Annotated in this window: 11 protein-coding genes and 2 pseudogenes; 7 read left to right on the forward strand and 6 right to left on the reverse strand. The window is 61.3% G+C overall.

The genetic code is table 11. The features are described 5' to 3' along the window. Positions 1-264: 264 nt before the first annotated feature. Positions 265-4,872, reverse strand: a complete 4,608-nt coding sequence (locus tag BM235_RS14015; RefSeq protein ID WP_158543856.1) for an S-layer homology domain-containing protein — start codon at positions 4,870-4,872, stop codon at positions 265-267. 206 nt (positions 4,873-5,078) lie between these two features. On the opposite strand from BM235_RS14015, the gene BM235_RS14020 reads away from it, so the two are divergent. Both BM235_RS14020 and BM235_RS14025 read left to right on the forward strand, forming a co-directional pair. Then, positions 5,079-6,638: a response regulator gene (locus BM235_RS14020; RefSeq protein WP_090114151.1), complete on the forward strand. Its 1,560-nt coding sequence runs from the start codon at positions 5,079-5,081 to the stop codon at positions 6,636-6,638. A gap of 12 nt (positions 6,639-6,650) precedes the next feature. Next, a complete protein-coding gene (locus BM235_RS14025) occupies positions 6,651-8,426 on the forward strand; it encodes a cache domain-containing sensor histidine kinase (RefSeq protein WP_090114154.1) in 1,776 nt (591 codons plus the stop codon). Positions 8,427-8,507: 81 nt separating this feature from the next. Here the strand turns inward: BM235_RS14025 and BM235_RS14030 are convergent, their stop codons facing one another. Beyond that, complete coding sequence (locus BM235_RS14030; protein ID WP_090114156.1) at positions 8,508-10,697, reverse strand: alpha-galactosidase; 2,190 nt, start codon at positions 10,695-10,697, stop codon at positions 8,508-8,510. A gap of 210 nt (positions 10,698-10,907) precedes the next feature. On the opposite strand from BM235_RS14030, the pseudogene BM235_RS14035 reads away from it, so the two are divergent. Beyond that, positions 10,908-11,789, forward strand: a pseudogene (locus BM235_RS14035) (NAD(P)-dependent oxidoreductase); the annotation flags it as partial. A gap of 90 nt (positions 11,790-11,879) precedes the next feature. After that, positions 11,880-12,200 (forward strand): annotated as a pseudogene (locus tag BM235_RS32555) (PilZ domain-containing protein); the annotation flags it as partial. Between the two features lie 87 nt (positions 12,201-12,287). Here BM235_RS32555 and BM235_RS14040 read toward each other — a convergent pair. The 4 genes from BM235_RS14040 to BM235_RS14055 form a co-directional block, all read right to left on the reverse strand. Further along, entirely contained in the window at positions 12,288-12,605 is a 318-nt protein-coding gene (locus BM235_RS14040) for a pyrimidine/purine nucleoside phosphorylase (protein ID WP_090114161.1), read from the reverse strand. Between the two features lie 205 nt (positions 12,606-12,810). Further along, entirely contained in the window at positions 12,811-14,823 is a 2,013-nt protein-coding gene (gene tkt / locus BM235_RS14045; protein WP_090114164.1) for a transketolase, read from the reverse strand. 246 nt (positions 14,824-15,069) lie between these two features. Next, entirely contained in the window at positions 15,070-15,972 is a 903-nt protein-coding gene (gene purU, locus BM235_RS14050; RefSeq protein WP_090114165.1) for a formyltetrahydrofolate deformylase, read from the reverse strand. Positions 15,973-16,035: 63 nt separating this feature from the next. After that, positions 16,036-17,166, reverse strand: coding sequence for a deoxyribonuclease IV (locus tag BM235_RS14055; RefSeq protein ID WP_090114177.1), 1,131 nt, complete (start codon positions 17,164-17,166; stop codon positions 16,036-16,038). A 269-nt stretch (positions 17,167-17,435) separates the two neighbouring features. Here BM235_RS14055 and BM235_RS14060 point away from each other — a divergent pair, with 269 nt between their 5' ends. The 3 genes from BM235_RS14060 to BM235_RS14070 are packed head-to-tail and all read left to right on the forward strand — an operon-like array spanning position 17,436 to position 19,378. Continuing rightward, positions 17,436-17,906 (forward strand): DUF2621 domain-containing protein, encoded by a 471-nt coding sequence (locus BM235_RS14060; RefSeq protein WP_090114180.1) that lies wholly within the window; start codon positions 17,436-17,438, stop codon positions 17,904-17,906. Between the two features lie 59 nt (positions 17,907-17,965). Next, positions 17,966-18,436: a hypothetical protein gene (locus BM235_RS14065; RefSeq protein WP_090114183.1), complete on the forward strand. Its 471-nt coding sequence runs from the start codon at positions 17,966-17,968 to the stop codon at positions 18,434-18,436. A gap of 27 nt (positions 18,437-18,463) precedes the next feature. Further along, positions 18,464-19,378, forward strand: coding sequence for a TIGR01777 family oxidoreductase (locus BM235_RS14070; protein ID WP_090114196.1), 915 nt, complete (start codon positions 18,464-18,466; stop codon positions 19,376-19,378).

The following is a 19,378-nucleotide window of genomic DNA, read 5'->3' on the forward strand; positions in this document are numbered from 1 at the left end:
CGCGGACTCAGGAGCCGCTATTCGCCGCTTACAGTACGCCAACGCCTCTCTTTATCACAAATAACGGCTCCTCGGTCCGCAATATCCGCCTTCCGCGCTCAATCCTCAAAAATAGCGGCTTCTGAGTCCATTTGCTGCTCCCGAGGCGTCCCAAGACGATTAGCAAAACCGGACCAATCAACACAAAGAGGCTCCAAATAGAGCCTCTTTGTGAACCGCGCCGACAACCGACGCGTAGATTCGCGCTTCGATCGGACTGCGCAACTATGGACGAATCAAAGCGTACAGCAGCTGCGTCGCCTCTGCGCGCGTGGCAGGCGCCTGCGGCGCAAAGCGGCTGCCCTCTCTGCCCTGCAGCAGACCGAGGCCCGCGGCCTCGCTCACGGCTTCTGCCGCCCAGGGCGAGATGTCGCCGGCATCCGCGAATGTCCCGGCCGTTGCAACAGCATGAGCCTCAACGGTTGCGCCGGAGGAGTCGCCATCTTGTACTTGCCGGGCGGCCTTCAAGTCGTAGGCGCGAATGAGCATCACGGCGAGCTCCTCCCGCGAGATCGGCGCATTCGGGGCGAACCCGTCGGCCCCCCTGCCCGTCACAAGCCCCTGCTCCGCGGCGGCAGTCACGTAACGCGCGTACCAGGATGCCGGATCGACGTCCGCGAATGAACCGGCCGCTTGCTGCGGCGCAAGGCCCAATCCGCGGACCAGCAGCGCGGCGAATTCGGCACGCGTGACCGATGCGCCGGGGCGGAAAGCGCCGTTGCCCGCGCCTTCAACGTACAGCTTCGCCGCCATCTCCCGAATGACGCCGGCCGCCCAATGATCGGCCGGCACGTCGCCGAACGCGCGGTCCAGCTCCAGCACGGCGTAGACGCCTGGACCGGCGATGCCTGCCGTCACGCCGCCGCTTGCGAACTTGCCGGGAACATAGGCCGGCTTGCCCGCGTCGTTCAGGCGATAAATGCCGCCTCCCGCAAAGTCGAAGCCCGCTGCCGTCTGGAGCGTCAGCGCCAGCGGCGCGCCAAATTCGGACACCGTCTCGGCATTGCCGCCCGCCGGCATGACGGTCAGCTTCAAGGCGTACATCCCGCCCTTCAAGACAGCCTGTGCGTTAGCGGCCGCGCCCGCCTGCCCGACCATTCCGGCAGCCTGCGTGCGCTCGACCGGCCCCATGCCGACGGCGATCTCGCCGCCGTCCCGCTGCGCGGCCGGCAATCGGTCAAGCAGCGCCTTCAACGCAGCGGCCGGCAGCCCCAGCGAGATCGCGCCCGCATGGACGGTCAGTCCCCGCTCGGCGAGCGAAGCGGCAAGCTTGCCGGGCAGCACGAACTCGCGCACGTCGTCCTTTAGTTCTACGGACGGGGCGCCCTGCGCCCCGCTCTTATCCAGCATGGCTTCGGTCAGTGTGACCTTCCCGTCCGCCGCCGTCCCGGGCACGCCGGAATTGGCAGGTCCGTTGCCAGGCTGGTTGCCGGGCTGCTGACCTGGCTGTTCGCCCGGTTGTTCGCCCGGCACCGCCGGCGCCGTCAATCGCAGCAGCTTGGACGCAGCAGGCGCCAGCGACAGCTGCAGCGTGCCGGTCGCCGCCGACGCTTCGCCCGTCCACAAATCCTTCGCCGCATACGTCAGCGAAGCGTCGAGGCCTGCGCGGCCGAGATCGATCGTCTTGTCCGCCGTAGCGCTCGCGCTGAAGTTGAACACGGCCAGATAATAATCTGCGCCGTCCTTCAGGACGAAGGCATCGGCCGCATTCGCGCCCGTGTTGCCCTCGAGCGGCCGGAACGCCTTCCCTTTCAGCGCAAGGGCTATCACTTCATAGTTGCCGTAGAGCGCCTCCATATAGCTCCTGGCCTTCGGATCGTTCACGTCGTCCGAGTCCAGCAGCACGGTGCCCGAGATGACGCCCGAATTGACGCGGCTCCGGGCCTCCTCCAAGCTGTCCGCGCGCGACAGCGCCAGATGATCCGGGTCCGTGTAACCATAGATCGTGCCGTTTTGCCAGAAGCCGTACGTGAGCGAATTCAGCTCGTACTCGGTCTCGTTGATCTTCCCGTACGTGTCGCATGAGATGCGTCTGGCGTGCGCGTACTGGCTCGGGAAGATCGGGGCGATCGATTCGCTGATGAACATTTTACCGTCCAGCACCCGATTCACGTATGCCATGCCTTGGTTGTATGCCTGGATGCCGGTCGTGACGGCGGGATCGTAATGCTGTCCCTCGAGCGATCCGTGCGTGAGGAAATCGAGCTTGATGTACGTGAAACCGAACGACTTGAACTTGTTCAGGTAGTAGTCCATGCGCAGCTTGGCGCCGGGATGCGTCACGTCGAGCGGATACGCGCCGTCGAGCGTCGGAAGCGGCTGCCCGGAGGCATCCTTCAGCACGATATCGCCGTAAGTGTATGCCCCGTCCGTGCCCTCGACCGGCTGGCTCATATTGTTGCCCCAGTAGACGAAAGGCGCCCAGTAGATGCCCGCATGCTGGCCGTTCGACTTGATCTTTGCCACCGCTTGGGCGAGCTGCTCGTCGTTCAGATTATCCCAATAAGAATCCATGTTGATATAAACGTCGCCGTCGTTGTTAAATGCGGTCAGCGTGTTTTTAAAGTAGTCCGAGACGTCCAGCACGTTTTGCAAAGAAAGCGAGCTGCCGTAGGCGCCCCAGCTGTTCCAGCCGACGGGCACGCCATCCGGCAGGTCCGGGCCGAGCTCGAGCTTCGGCGCGACGACCGCGTTCGCGTCGCCGTAAGCCGTCAGCCCGTCCCGGTAGTCCGCGAACGCGCCGACCATTACGGTCGGCGACGAGAGCTCGCTGCCAGCGATGCTGCCGTGCGGCTGCGAGTCGCGGGTCGCCGGCGTGGACGCGCCGCCGTATACCGTCAGCGCGTTCAGCCGGTCGGCCGCGCCCGTCCAGTCGATGCCCGTCTTCCAGACGTCGTGCGTCACGGAGCCGAGCACGAGTCCGGCGCGCGTCGAAGCGTTGTAGATCGCCGTCGCCTCGTAGCTCGTGTCGGACCGGTTCATCGGCTGCGCTTTGTAGCGAACCCAAGCATCGTTGTCAAAGGGTACGTTCAGAACCCGGTTGTCTGCGCTGACCCCGATGTCGACGCCGCTCTTGCGCTTCAGGGCGATCGGCGCCATGTAATTCGACGTCAGCGCCGTGTCGCCCGCGGCGTCCAGGCGGACGAGGAAGTAGGCTTTATTTTCATAGATTTTGTAAATTTGCGTGAGCGTCGGCTTCCCCGGTGACGTATGAACGAAAGCGATCTCGACGCCCTTGCCGAACACGTCCTCGATCGGCGTCGGCGCGCCCGCGAGCTCGTGATGCGCGTATGCCTTCGTCTCCACCAGCTCGTCGCCTAGCTTCAAGGCGCCGTATACGCCCGACATCCGCTGGCCGAGCTTCCAGTCGTAGCCCGCATAACCGTTCTTGGCATTCAAACTTATGTCATACGCGCCGTTCGAGACCATCAGCCCGTACGTATATTGCGTCACGGATATCGCGCCGTAATCGGCCGTCGCGCCCGGATCGCCGAGCGTGCCGAGCTCTTCGTCCGGCGTGTCCGTCTCCGACGCCTTGGCAGGCTCGACGACGATCCGGTCGATGTCCGGCGCGTACCAATCGCCGTCAGAGACGGCGATCGTGTTGACGCCGGCCTGAAGAGACAGCTTCACGTCGACGGTGCCGACCGTACCCCAATCGGGCGTCTTCGGCGGCTCGATATACTGGTCGGCGCCGTCGTTCGCGCGAATGCGGAAGCCGCGCGGATCGCCCGAGATATAGGAGACGCTGACCTTGTAATCGCCGGTCATCGGCGCCGCGATCCCGGTGAATACGATCGAGCTGCCCTGGTACAAGCCGCCCACTTTTTTGCCGCCCGAGGCCGCCGGGCTGTCGGAGACGCTCGCGTTTCCGCTCAGGACATTGGCATCGTCCTCCGCTTCATAGCCGACCGTGAAGGGAATGACCTCGATCCGGTCGATGTCGGGCGAATACCAATCGTGATCGGAAAAGACAATCTCGTTGGCGCCTTTGCGCAGCTCCGCCGAAGCGTCGTAAGTTCCGACGGTATTCCAGTCGGCCGTTTTCGGCAGGTCCAGCATTTCGTCCCCGCCGTCGTTGACCTTCATATACACAGGACGCTGATCGCCTGAAATGTAATAGAGCCGGACGAGGTAGATGCCAGCCGCAGGCACGTCTACGTCCTTGAACGTCAGCGAGCTGCCCTGGTACAGATCGCCTACCTTCTTGCCGCCCGAGCTGACCGGGCTATCCGAGACGGATGCGTGTCCCGTCAGCACATTCTCCGGCGCTTCCGCTTCGAAGCTCGTGCCGGTCAGCTCCTTTTGCCAATCGTCGTCCGGCTCCTCGGCCCCCGGATCTTGACCCTCCACACGATCGCCGACGACGATCCGGTCGATATCCGGCGCATACCAGTTGTTGTCGTCGATCAGAATCGCATTGACGCCCGCCGTCAGCGGAAGCGTCAGCTCATAGCTGCCGACGGTATCCCAATCCGCCGTCTTGGGCGGATCCTCGTACTGTTTTTGCCCGCCGTTCGCACTGATGTTAAACGACCGCTGATCGCCGGAAACGTAGTACACGGTGATCTTGTAAGTGCCGTCGGCGTCGACGGCGACGCCGTTGAACCGGACGGAGCTGCCCTGGTACAAGCCGCCTACCTTCTTGCCGCCGGACGCCGCTTCGCTATCGGCAACCGCCGCGTTACCCGCCAGCGTATTCACAGGCGACTCGGCCTCGTAAACGTTCGCCACGGCGGCCAGCGCGCGAGGCGCGAAGCTCCCGCCTCCGCCCGCCGCAAGACAGACCAGCAGAAACAGTAGCAAACCTTTCTTCCACAAGCGAATCAACATCATCTTCCCCCTCGTTTTCCGTAGTGAAAGCGTCAACGCGGTCTGCGTTTCATTCATTATAGGAACGCCGCCGAGCCCGATTCCATAACTCGATTTACGGAAACGCAACGCTATTTAACGCATTTGCGGTCCCGGGCATTGTTGAATCGGAGCATACCTTTTAAAATAAAACCTGCAACGGGAGTCTGAATGCGGAGGCGCCGGACATGTATCGAATCTTGCTTGTGGACGACGAAAAGCTGGAACTGGAAGCGGTTGCGCAATATGTCCGCTGGGCGGACATGGGTATAGCCGTGGCGGATACGGCCAAGAACGGCCGGGAGGCGCTTCAGAAAATGAGCCTGTGCAAGCCCGACATCATCCTGACGGACGTGCGAATGCCCGTCATGGACGGGCTCGAGTTCGCGCGCAAGGCCAAGCAGTTGGACAAACACGTCAAGATCGTGTTCCTGAGCGGGCACGACGAATTTCAATATATCAAAGCCGCGCTCGCCGTCGAGGCGGTCGGCTACCTGCTGAAGCCGATCGATCACGAGGAGCTGGCCGCGGTCATGCAGCGGGTCATCCGCAAATGCGAAGAGGATAAGCAATTGCTCGGGTCCGCCGAAGGGCTGAAGGAGCGGCTCGTCCGCTCGCTTGCCTTCGAGACGGACGCGGAGGTCCGCAGGGAGTGGATTCAGAAAATCCAGAGATTGCCCCGCCCGCTGCCCCTCGCGGGACGCTACGTTGTCGCTTATGCGAGCCTTCACGCCAAGTCGCCTGGCGCACGGCCAGCCGACCTGTTCGCGGACGTTCAGCATGCGCTCGGCCATCGGGGAGAACACCACTACGCTTGGTACCTGGACGAGGAGCGATTTTGCGCGATTTACTATGCGGAATCGTCCGCCGAAACGCCTGAGCAAGAAGAAGATGCGGCGTTCTGGAAGGCGCTAAGCGCCGAGTTCGCGTCCCGCGGCGCAGGTCTCGCCGTCGGACTCTCCGGAGAGGGGCGTCACCTGATCGACCTGCACGACCGCTTCGAAGAAGCCAAGCTTGCCCATGCTTCGCGCTTCTACGACATCGGCCGCGCCGCGGTGCTAGCCTACGGGCCATTCGAATCTCCGAAGAGGCCGACTGTCGATCCGGCGGCTGCCGCGGCAGCGATCGGATCGGCGATCTCCCATGCTAGGCTGAACGAGATCGACCGGCATGTCGCCGACTTTCTGGCGCCTTACGCGGCGAACCGAACGCCGCGCGAGATCATCGTTTCCGATACCGCGCATCTATTGTCCGAGCTCGATCGGCAGTACGCGCCGCTGCTCGAAGCGACCGAAGGCGCCCGCGGCCGACAGGAAGCGAATTGGAAAAAAATGATGGAGCCTGAGTCTCTGGCGGAGCTGCGCGAGCAGGTGTCCGCTTGGTGCCGGACGCTCGCAGGCATGATCGAAGCGCGCGAGCAAGACAAGCACATGCCGATCGTGCAGCGCGTCATCGAAGCGATCGACGCACGCTACAGCCAGCCGCTTACCGTCGAGCAGCTCGCTGCCGAAGTTTACCTTTCCCCTAACTATATCCGCACGCTGTTCAAGGAGAAATCCGGGGAAACGATACTGGAATACTTGACAAAGGTAAGAATCAAGCGCGCTTCCGAGCTGCTCAAGGACAGGTCGCTCAGAGTGCACGAGATCTCCAAAGCGGTCGGTTATGAGAACGTATCGTATTTTTGCGCGCTGTTCCATAAGCACCGGGGCGTCACGCCCAACGATTATCGCAAAAAACTGCTTTAAGAAAGGACCGCCATGCGCAGATTCCTCACCCGTAACCTGACGTCGCCTTTTCTGAATCTGAGCATGCGGGGCAAGCTGTTTTCGCTGTTCCTGCTCGTCGCCTTCATACCGCTGCTGTCGTTCGTCTTTTATTCCTACCATACGGTCAAGAGCCAGCTGATCCGGCAGACGTTCGCGAGCGCCGCGCTCATGACGTCCCAGATCAACAGCAACCTGGAGAACAAGCTGGACAATTACAACAAAATATCCGCGTCCCTCTATCTGGACGAGACGCTGCAAGATTATTTGGTCAAGTCGTACCGGGACAATGCGGACTTCCTTGACGCCTACCGCTACATCGACAACGTCATGAACAACGTGCTCACGACCAATCCGGAGGTATTCGGGATCGCGATTTACACGACCAATGCGTCCATGCACCTCGACGACACGTTCATCAAGCCGCTGACCGACGTCATCGAGCAGAAGCCTTGGTTCCACAAGGTGCAGAACACTTACGGCAACGTCATCTTCACGATCACGCCAGCGCAGCCGGCCGATCCGCCGCGCAAAGCGACGCCGCCGATGTTCACGCTCGTCCGCTATTTGAATTACAACAGCCTGAACTTTCCGTACGGCATTCTGGCGATCGACATTCAGGAATCCGAGCTTTACGCGCTGATCGACAAGGAGGACAAAGACAAGGATATCTACATCGTCGACGAGCAGGGAACGATCGTGTCCGGTAAAGACAAAACCCGTCTGAACGCGAATATCGGGGAGTGGCTCGCGCTGCCTCGGGATACGGAAGGCTCGGGCCGGTTCGAGACCATTTACGAAGGGGAAAAAGTGCTGGTCGTTTACAACGCGATCCGCAGCGGCTGGAAAACGATCTCCATCATTCCTTACAGCGGCTTCATGGAGGCTGCTAATCGGTCGACGCACCGTCTTCTCGTCATCGCCTCCGTCTGCCTGCTGCTTTGCATGGTGCTGATCTATGCGGTCGCCCGGCTCTCGACCAAGCGCATCGAGACGCTTCTTAAAAATATACGGCGCCTGGAGCGGGAGGACTTCGAGCTCGTCTCCATGAAGATGGGGCACGACGAGATCGGACAGATGTCGTTCGCGCTGAACAAGATGGCCGCCCGTTTCAAAAACTTGATCAACGAGGTTTACAAAAAGGAAATTTCCAAGCAAGAGGCGGAGCTCGGCATGCTGCAGGCGCAGATCAATCCGCATTTCCTGTACAACACGCTGGCTTCGATCTCCGCGCTCGCCATGAAAAACGACGACCGCCGCACGCAGGACATGGTCTCCCATCTGGCCAAGTTCTACCGCATCTCCTTGAACAAAGGAAAAAGCATCGTCTCGCTGAACGAGGAGCTTAAGCTGACGCACAACTATATCGCCATCCAGCAAATCCGCTATCAGGATCTGATTCACATCCATTACCGCATCGAGGACGACGTCCGCAGCTATCCGACCGTGAAGCTGACGCTGCAGCCTTTTATCGAAAACAGCATCCGCCACGGGCTGTGGGACGACGACTACGGCATCGGCATCGTGATCAAGGCGTACCGGAAAGACGGCGACATCTTCCTCGAGGTCATCGACGACGGCATGGGCATGCCTTGCGACAAGCCCGCAGGCGGCGCCTCGCTGCAGGAGCTCGGCTACGGCATTTCCAACGTCGACCAGCGGATCAAGCTCGCGTTCGGCGCGGAATACGGCGTCTCCATTTTCAGCCGCCCCGGCATCGGCACGCAGGTCGTCGTTCGGCTGCCGTCCGGCGGCGTCGCCGATGTCTAAGCGCGGCAATCGGGCGTTCGATCAAAAAAGCCGCATCGGCAAGGATAACCTTGCCGATGCGGCCTTTTTGTCGTGAAAATATTAAACGCGCTTGATGCGCCAGATGGCGCTCTGGAAGTCGCCCTCCAGGTGCGGTACCGGCAGGCCGGCATACATCAGCTGATCGCCGCCGAACCGCTCGCCGGTGCCGACGATCTCGTAGTCCGCGTTCGGGTCGAGTCCGGCCAGGCGCAGCCAGTCGATCGGCGCGTTCGGCTGGGCGAGCACGCGGAAGAACGCGACGAACGCCTCGGACTTGTCGGCGGAGACGACCGCCCATGCCGTATCGTTGCCTTCGAACGGACTCTTGAGGCGGTACAGGTCGCCGAATTGCACGAGCTCGCGCAGCTCCTTATAGGCCGCAACCTGCGCTTTGACCTCTTCCTTTTCCTTAGGCGTGAACTTGGTCAGGTCGAGCTCGTAGCCGAAGTTGCCGGACATGGCCACGTCGCCGCGCATCTTGAGCGAAGTGACGCGGTGCACTTGATGGTTCGGCACGGCCGATATGTGCGCGCCCATCGAGCTGATCGGATAGACGAGACTCGTCCCGTACTGGATCTTGAGCCGGCATACGGCGTCCGAGTTGTCGCTCGTCCACGTCTGCGGCATGTAGTGAAGCATCCCCGGATCGAACCGCCCGCCGCCGCCGGAGCAGCTCTCGAACAGAATGTGCGGGAACCTGGAAGTGATCGTCTCGAGCACGCGGTACAAGCCGAGCATGTAACGGTGCGCCGTCTCGCGCTGGCGCTCGGGCGGCAGCAGCGCGGAGCCGATCTCCGTCATGTTGCGGTTCATGTCCCACTTGACGTAAGCGATCGGCGCCGAAGCCAGCACGCCGCCCACCGTGTCGATGATATAGTCGCATACGTCCTCGCGCGACAGATCCAGGATCAGCTGGCGGCGACCCTGCGTGCGTCTGCGGCCTTCGACGTGAAGACACCAGTCCGGATGCGCGCGGTACAGGTCGCTGTCCGGCGAGATCATCTCGGGCTCGAACCAGAGACCGAACTGAAGACCGTGCGCGTTTACCCTTTTCGCCAGATCGTCCAGCCCTTGCGGCAGCTTCTTAAGATCGACCTTCCAGTCGCCGAGCGACGTCGTGTCGTCGTTGCGGTAGCCGAACCAGCCGTCGTCGAGCACGAACAGCTCGATGCCGAGCCGGCTGCCTTCCTCCGCGATCGCCGCGATCTTGTCCGCGTCGAAGTCGAAGTAAGTCGCCTCCCAGTTGTTGACGAGCACGGGACGCGTGCGGTCGCGGAACTCGCCGCGGGAGAGACGGCTTCGATACAGCCGGTGATACGTCCGGCTCATGCCGCCGAGACCTTCGTTCGAGTAAACGAGCACGGCTTCGGGCGCCTGGAACGATTGGCCCGGCTCGAGCAGCCATTCGAAGTCGAACGGATTGATGCCGATCGATACGCGCGTCGTGCGGAATTGATCCACCTCGGCGGAGGCGGCGAAGCTGCCGCTGTAGACGAGGCTGAAGCCGTAGGCGTCTCCCTGCTCTTCTCCCGCATTCGGCGACACCAGCGCGACGAACGGGTTATGCTGATGGGAACTGGAGCCGCGACGGCTCTCGATGCCCTGCTGCCCTTGGACGAGCGCTCTGCGCGAGAGATTGCGCTCGTTCGCCCATCCGCCGTTCAGGTGCACCAGCTCGTAATCGTCGTTGTTAAAGTCGACGCTGGCGCTCAGCGCGCGGCGAATGCGGACGGAATCGGCACTCTCGTTGACGTAGCGGACCGAGCGGGCGATCGCGTCCGAATCGCGGAACGTCGTGTAGCTGAGGATCGCGATAAGGCCGGAATGCGAATCGTGCAGCGTCAGCTCCAGCGTTTCCGCTTCTTCGTCGGACTCCGCATAAGTGGCGGGAAGGCCCTCTAGCTTCGGTTTGCCTGCGAAGATGCGGTGATCGCGGTAGACGAGCTCCGCCACCGTCGTGCCGTCGGACAGGCCGAATTGGTAAGCAGGACTGCGGAAATCGCCCGAGCCGTAGCCCGGATATTCCTGCAGCAGCGCGTCGAGCGACAGCGACGGCTTGTCCGGATTCGGCGTCGGGCTGAAGCTCGCGCGCTCGCGCAGAGTCAGGCCGCCCGGCCATGAGGCGTTGCGAAGCTTGGGTCCCCAATAAACATGTGCAGGATAAAGGCCTTCGACAACAGTAATTATGTAGCTTGTATTCGGCGTCTGCAGATGAAACGTCTGACGCTCCCGGTCGAATGAAATCGCCATGTCGGCCTCCTCAAGTGTTAGTCTATCCAGATAGCATACCGGAATCGAATGTGCGGATACATGGAATAAAGACGTTTTAATATGTTTTTATGTGACTTGCGCGCAGCGGGTGGGAATGATTGTAAACCTGGCGAACGCACGATGCTTTTCACGGGCTCGTAGTTCTCCTATAATGAAAGAATCGGATTGAACCCTGGGAGGGAAATCAATATGCCAACGATCGCATTTATCGGACTGGGCACGATGGGTCTGCCTATGGCCGCAAACCTGCTTCGCAAGTCCTACCAAGTCATCGTTTACAACCGTACGCCCGGCAAGGCCCAGCAGCTGCTCGAGCTCGGAGCCGAGGAAGCCGCCACGCCGCTGGCGGCGGCGCGCGTCGCCGATGTCGTTCTGACGATGATCAGCAACGACGCGGCGGTGGAGGAAGTGTACTACGGGACCGAGGGCGTGTTCGCCGGGCTCAAGCCTAACACCGTGCTCATCGACAGCAGCACCGTATCGCCCGATCTCGCGCGCCGGCTTGCCCGGGACGCCGCGGACGCGTTTTGCGATTTCCTCGACGCCCCGGTGACGGGGAGCAAGCCCGCGGCCATTGACGGCACGCTCCTGTTCATGGCCGGCGGCGACGCGCAGGTCGTTGAAGCGCAGAAGCCGCTGCTGCTGGCCATGGGACGCGAAGTGCTGTACATGGGACCGAGCGGCAGCGGGGCCGCGGCCAAGCTCGCCCACAATACGATCGTCGGCATCAATGCCGCAGGCCTCGTCGAAGGCATGGCCATCGCGGCCAAAGCCGGCATCGATGCCTCCTCCTTCCTGCGGGTCGTGCAGGGCGGCGGCGCTGCGAGCAAGCAGGCCGATCTGAAGGGCGCGAAGATCATCGACCACGATTTTAGCGTTCAATTCTCGCTGGCCCTAATGCTCAAGGACCTTAAGCTTTCCTCCGCGCTGACCGACGGTCTCGGCGTGCCGACGCCGATGCTCGAAGCGTCCAAAAGCCTGTTCCAGGCCGGCGCCGCGGCGGGCTACGGCGAAGAGGATCTTGCCGCGCTGGCCAAGCTGTACGAGCAATGGATCGGCGGACGGATCGGGCGGGACAAGCAGGCCGACGACGAAGTATCCGCTGCCGCAGCTGTCGAGGAAACGGACGAGGAGTCGGAATCCGAGTCGGATCGCCGCAAAAAGAAGCGCGTCGCCTTGAACATCCCGCTCATGATCTCCATCTATCAATGGGAACAAGCCGGATCGTTCGCCGGCCAGAGCGTCGACGCCGTGCTGAACGACGTTTCCGAGGACGGCCTGCAGGTAGCGACATCCATCCCGCTGGAGAAGGACATGTTCGTCGTCATTCACTTCCAGCAGGAGACCAGCCTGCCGCCCATGACGGCCCGCATCATCCGCATCGAGCGCAAGGAAGGGCTGTTCCACTACGGCTGCCTGCTGTCGGGGCTGGCCCTGTACCAGCGCCTGCAGCTCAAGGAATACATCGAATCGAACGGCTGACGCCGCGCGGTTCGCCATTAGAACGAATAAGCCTTCGGCGCTATGCGGCGCCGAAGGCTTATTCTCATGCTTGAATAATATCGGGAATCAAGCGTCCAGGTACGAGCAGACGTAGTCCGCGACTTGCGTTACCTTCAGCTTGAACTTAGCGTTCGCCGGCACGGTAAATTCGCCGGTACCGGAGATCGAGATCCATTCTTCGCTGCCCGGCAGTTGAACGGTCAGCTCGCCGGCCAGAATCTCCATGACTTCCTTTTGGTCCGTGCCGAACTCGTATTCGCCCGGCAGCATGATGCCCAGCGTCTTGCGCGTGCCGTCGGCGAATTTGACCGTACGGCTCGTTACCTTGCCGTCGAAGTAAATATTGGCTTGCTTGACGACGCTGACTTGATCGAATTGGGACATGGAAATAATAGCCTCCTAAAAGTGGTTTGGTTCATAGCGGTTGCAATAAGGGTCGCGGCGCGAGCACCTTCTTTGCCTATGCGACGCGCTAACGCGCCTTCGCCGCAAAAAGCCGGCCGCCCGCTTGGGGGGGCCGGCTCCGCATCGGAGCGCTCCGGATTAGCGGACTCATTCGTCCGACTGCCGAAAGCGCTCCTGCCTGCGGTTAGATCAGTTTGCGGAACTGCTCGACGACGTTCTCGACCGTAAAGCCGTATTCCTTGATGACGCGGTCGCCCGGCGCGGAGGCGCCGAAGGTGGAAATGCCGAGCACGGCGCCGCCGTCTCCGACGTAGCGCTCCCAGCCGAACGGCGAAGCCATCTCGATCGCCAGACGCGCCTTGACGCCTTTCGGCAGCACGCTTTCGCGGTATTCGGCGGACTGGGCTTCGAACAGGTCCCAGCTCGGCAGGCTGACGACGCGCACGTGAATACCCTGTTCGGCCAGCGCTTTTTGGGAAGCGACGGCGAGCTGGACTTCCGAGCCCGTCGCGATGAGGATGCCCTGTGCCTCGCCGGCCGCTTCGGACAGCACGTAGCCGCCCTTCTTGATGCCTTCGCGGGCCAGCTCCGCCGTGCCTTCGAGGATCGGCAGATTTTGGCGGGTCAGGACGAGCGCGACCGGATTGCCGGTGTTCTCGAGTGCGTAAGCCCAAGCCGCGGAAGTCTCGTTGCCGTCGCCGGGACGGAGGACAGTCAGGCCCGGGATGACGCGGATCGATGCAAGCTGCTCGATCGGCTCGTGCGTCGGTCCGTCTTCGCCGACGGCGATGGAGTCGTGCGTCAGGACGTACACGACCGGCTGCCCCATAATCGACGCCAAGCGAACGGCCGGACGCAGATAATCCGTGAAGACGAAGAACGTGCCGCCATATACGCGAAGACCGCCGTGCAGCGAGATGCCGTTCATCGCGGCCGCCATGCCGAACTCGCGGACGCCGAAGTAAATGTTGCGGCCGCTGTAGTCCTTCGCGCTGTAGACCGGCAAGCCCTTCAGATGCGTCATCGTGGAGCTCTCGAGGTCGGCGGAGCCGCCTACGAGGTTCGGCACGTTCTTAGCCAAGCCGTTCAGGGCGTTGCCCGAAGCGACGCGCGTGGAGAGCGGCTTGTCCTCGGTCGAGTACTTCGGCAGCTCGGCGTCCCAGCCCTGCGGCAGCTTGCGCGCGAGCGCGTCCTCGAACTGCTGAGCCAGTTCCGGATGAGCGGACTTGTACTTGCCGAACAATTCTTCCCAAGCGGCATAAGCTTGTTCGCCGCGGCTCTTGACTTCGGCGAAATGCGCGCGAACTTCTTCGGGAACGAAAAATTCCGGGTGATCCCACTCGTAGAACGCTTTCGTCAGCTTCGCTTCCTCGGTGCCGAGCGGCGAGCCGTGCGGACCTGCGTGGCCGCCCTTGCCGCCCTTGTTCGGCGAGCCGTAGCCGATCACGGTCTTCACTTCGATCAGCGTAGGCTTGCTCGTCTCGGCTTGGGCTTCGGCGATCGCCTTGGCCAGCGCGGCCAGATCGTTGCCGTCCTCAACGCGCAGCACCTGCCAGCCGTATCCGTCGAAGCGCTTGGCTACCGACTCGGAGAAGGACAGGGAAAGCTCGCCGTCCAGCGAGATATCGTTCGAATCGTACAGGACGACCAGCTTGCCGAGCTGCAAGTGGCCGGCGAGCGATGCGGATTCGGAGGAGATGCCTTCGGAAAGGTCGCCGTCGCCGCAGATCGAATACGTGAAGTGATTAATCAGATCGAACCCGTCGCGATTGTATGTAGCGGACAATTGCGCTTCCGCCATCGCCATGCCGACGGCCATCGCGATCCCTTGGCCCAGCGGTCCGGTCGTCGCGTCGACGCCGGCCGTGTGGCCGAATTCGGGGTGCCCTGGCGTCTTGGATCCCCATTGGCGGAAGTTCTTGAGCTCTTCGATCGGCAGATCGTAGCCCGAAAGGTGAAGAAGCGAGTACAGCAGCATCGAACCGTGGCCCGCGGACAGCACGAAGCGGTCGCGGTCGATCCAGCTCGGCCGGGATGGATTGTGCTTCATCGATTTGGCGAACAGCTGGTAACCCATCGGAGCAGCGCCCATCGGCATGCCGGGATGTCCGGACTTCGCCTTTTCGATCGCGTCGATCGCGAGCGTGCGGATCGTCGTAACGGAGAGTTGTTCGATCGTATTTGCGTTTGCTGTCATTTTGGTAATGACCTCCTCTATCTGCATTGCGTAGTTATTATGCGTTAATTCGTTAAATCGCCGCAGTTCAGCCTTGCCTATTGTAACATGGGGGTTGCCCGTTTTCCACAGCACTTGTACGGACAAGTGGAAAATTTTCCTCATAAGGAAGTCCGCATCTCGCGCGACGCGGACTTACGATTATCGTTTTCTTCGCCTCGCGGCTTTATCCGTACGTGCTTCATGACCAAGCTGCTCGCCGCCGTTTTAGATGAAGGCGACCGTCTTGTTCTGGTACACGACCAGGCGGTCTTCGATGTGCCACTTCACCGCTCTGGCCAGCACGATCCGCTCGATGTGGCGGCCCATGCGCTTCAGCTCGTCTACGTTGTTGCGGTGGCTGACGCGCTGTACGTCCTGCTCGATGATCGGACCCGCGTCAAGCTCGGCGGTCACGTAGTGCGCCGTCGCGCCGATCAGTTTGACCCCGCGGTCGTAAGCCTGGTGATACGGTTTGCCGCCGACGAAAGCCGGCAGGAAGGAGTGGTGGATATTGATGATCCGGTTGGTGAAGTGCTCGATGAACTTCGGCGTAATAATTTGCATGTACCTGGCAAGAATAACCAGATCGACCTTGCCCGCAGTCAGCTCCAGCTGGCGCCGTTCGGCTTCGGCTTTGGTCTCCGGCGTGACCGGAATATGATGGAACGGAATACCGAACGACTCGACTAGCCCGCGCATGTCGTCATGGTTGCTGACGACCATGCTGATCTCGGCGTCAAGATCGCCGGCCTGCCATTGCCAGAGCAGCTCGAGCAGGCAATGGTCCTCGCGCGAGACGAAGATGGCGAGGCGTTTGCGACGGACCGCGCGATAAACGCTCCAACGCATCTCGAACCGGTCGGCGATCCGCGCGAAGTCCTCCTGCAGCGAGGGCAGGTTCTGCTCTAGACCGCCGAGATCGAAGGCGATCCGCATGAAAAACATGCCGCTCGCGGGGTCGGTGGTGTATTGGTCCGACTGAAGGATGTTCGCGCCTTTCTCGTAAAGAAATTGCGAGACGGCTGCGACGATCCCCGGCCGGTCGGGGCAGGAGATCAGCATGCGGGCGCGGTTCGCGTTCTCCTCGCGGCCCTTGCTGTCCTGGTGTTGGTAGACGTTCTGGGTCATGACGGGTTCCTCTGCCTCTCTATCGATTGCTTCGTTTCCTTACTGTGTCTCGTCCGCGACGACTTATACTTTGGCGAGCCATTCCCTGCCGGCGAGATAGGCCGTCAGGCGCTGATTCACGGCTTCTTCGCTATAATCGGCCGACAGCACGCGATGTTCCATCGCCAGGTCGTACAGTCGCTCCAGCGGTTCGCGCGGATCCGCCTTGCGCGCTTTGGCGTCGGACTTCAGCAGCTCCCAGGTGTTCAGCACGAAGGCGCGGTGATCGATGTCCTGCTTGCCGAAGAAATGATGCAGGCGCTCGACGTCCTCAAGGAACTCGCCGCCGAAGCGAAGGTCGACGTCGCCGCGCAGCAGCGCGATCTCGGCTTCGTACATCGGACGCTCCTTGCCGGCGTTTTTGCCGATCCAGGGCGTCTCGAGGATAAACGGCTTGCCGGCCAACGAAGGATGGCTGACGACATTATTAATCGCCTCGTAGCCGATCCAGCCGGAACCGACCGGCGTATGGCGGTCCTTGCCGGCGCCGCGCGGATTTTTGCTGTCGTTCAAGTGAACGACGGCGATGCGGTCAAGGCCGACGATGCTGTCGAACGACTTCAGGACGCCGTCCAGATCGTCCACGATATCGTAGCCCGCGTCGTGCACGTGGCACGTGTCGAGGCAGATCGTGATCCGGCCGTTGTCATGTACGCGTTCGATGATGGCGGCGAGCTCTTCGAAGCTGCGCCCGATCTCCGTGCCTTTGCCGGCCATCGTCTCCAGGGCGATGTTCACGTTCGTGTGCTTGGTCGCGTCCAGCACTTCATTAAGCCCTTCAGCGATGCGGGCGATGCCGTATTCCGCATCCTTTTCCGTATAAGCGCCAGGATGAAGAACGATGTTGTTAACGCCGATCGCGTCTGTCCGCCGAACTTCTTCTTGCAGGAAGTTGACGGCCAGCTCGAACGTGTCTTCCTTATAAGAACCGAGGTTCACGATGTAAGGCGCGTGGACGACGATCTCGCCGATTCCCGCGGCCGTCATCGCATCTCTTCCCTCGGGAATGTACAGGCTCTCGATAGGCTTGCGCCTCGTATTTTGCGGCGCTCCCGTGTAAATCATGAACGAGCTGGAGCCGTAGGACTTGGCTTCGTCCGTCGCCGTCAGCAATCCCTTGTCCGAAAAAGACACGTGGGAACCGATCTTCAGCATGGCTTTACTCCCCTCCGTATGCGGCGCCCTATGCTTCCCGGGCCCGTCCCGTTAAATCAAAATCTATTGTAGCGCGAACGTCGAAATAAATCTAGAAGACGGTCTCCTCCAAAGGCGGTAACGAGCCCGGCCGCAAGCGGCCTTTAAACGGGAAATCGCGTTCCGGAAGGACATGCCCGCAGCTGCGAGAATAGGATGACGGCTTTTCTCTTTCGCGGGACAGACTGGTAGAAATACGATATAATTTCGGAAGCGAGGTGAACGCAAAAATGAAATCCAGTCCCGATTGGTTTATGTACTTTATCGCGTTTTGGGGCGTCGTGCTGGTCGTTTTCATGAGCATCGGCGGCTTCTTCATGTTTCGCAAGTTCCTGAAGGTGCTGCCGAAGGCCGACGGCAAATCCAAGCTCGATTGGCAAAACCACTGGGTCGAGCTCAGCCGGCCGCTGTGGAACGACGAATCGAAGGCCTTGCTGGACAAGCTCGTCTCTCCTGTACCGAACGCCTTCCGCGACATCGCCAAGCACTCGATCGCCGCGCAGATCGGCCAGCTCGCCGTCGAGAGCGGCGAGGGAAAAGTGACGGAGGAGCACTGCATTAAAGGCTATATTATGGCGACGCCTAAGCGCGATCACGCCTTCCTGATCAGCTTTTTGGACAGCAACGGCATCGATTATTCGCCCTATGCCCACCTGCTCGATGCGGAAAAAACGAAACCTTTGGCACCTCCCGTCGTCTAACATAAGGAGCGGCTCGTCCGAACCGGGCGGCCGCACGATCGTTCGGAGGTGGTCTTGGTATGTTCAATCAACTGAATCGGTACGGTAAAAACTCGGCCTGGGCCGTCGCCGTTCTGGCCATGCTGCTCATGGGCACGGCCTGCAGCAACGACAAGGACGGAAGCGACGCTTCCCCTTCGCCTAGCGTATCCGCTTCTGCGTCCCCCGCATCGTCGCCTGACGCCTCTCCGTCCGCGCAGCCGGACGCCAGCGCAACCGCGTCGCCTGACGCGTCGCCTTCCGCGGCTCCTTCCGGCGCGGTCGACGAGAAAGAATCGGCAGGTACGTACAACGGACAAATCGACAATCACTCGATCGAGATCGAGAGCGCCGAGGGCGTCCGCGCTTATCAGATCGACGACGAGATCTCGGACAAGCTGTCGAGCTGGGACGACGGCGTGAAGATCAAATTCAAGTACAAGATCAATGAGATCAAAGGCGACAGCGAGACGATCGAGCAATACGTCATCACCTCGATCGACAAGCAATAATTCATGTCATTCCCATGAGGTGAGCCCATGCGCGCAGTGCTGTGCGGCGGTACCGGATTTATCGGTTCCGCCTTGGCCGAAGCCCTCTCCGCCCGCGGAGACGAAGTATGGATCATAACCCGGAGCAAGCCTGCGGCGCCAGCCGCAGGCTTGCTTTATGCGACTTGGGATTCGTGGCTGGCCGATCCCGGCCTGACCGGCCCAGTAGACGCCATCGTCAATTTGAGCGGAGCGACGATCGGGCGCCGATGGACGTCCAAATCCAAGGCGCTCATCCACTCCTCCCGTATTCAAGCGGCCGGGCGCATCGCGGATGCCGTCGCGCGCATGCCAAGCCTGCCGGCCGTGCTCGTGAACGCCTCCGCCATCTCGCTTTACGGACATTCGGAGTCGACCGGCGGCCGTTATCCGATGCCCTTCGACGAGAGCGCGCCCCCGCGTCCCGAGGATTTTTTGAGCGAGACGATCGTACAGTGGGAGGCGGCCGTCGACCGCATTCCGATCGACCGCATCGTTAAGCTGCGGATCGGTCTTGCGCTGGGCAACGGCGGCGGTTCGTACCCGCTGCTTAGCTTGCCGACCAAGCTGTTCGCCGGTGGCCGTCTCGGTTCGGGGCGACAGGGCATGCCCTGGATCCACATCGACGATATCGTGGGGCTCATTTTGCTCGGCCTGGATAACGAAGCGATCTCCGGCCCCGTCAACGCGGTCGCGCCCGATTCGGTCGACAACGATGCCTTCGGCCGGACATTGGCGAAGGTGCTTGGCCGCCCGTATTGGCTTCACGCGCCCGCTTGGGCGATCCGCGCCGCGCTCGGCGAGATGTCCGCGCTGCTGCTCGCCGGGCAGTTCGCGATTCCGCGCAAAGCGCTGGCCCACGGTTACGTTTTTCGGCATCCCAAGCTGGAAGGCGCCCTTGGAGACCTGAAGGATCGCCGTTAA

The organism is Cohnella sp. OV330 (assembly GCF_900112065.1).
Lineage (GTDB): Bacteria > Bacillota > Bacilli > Paenibacillales > Paenibacillaceae > Cohnella.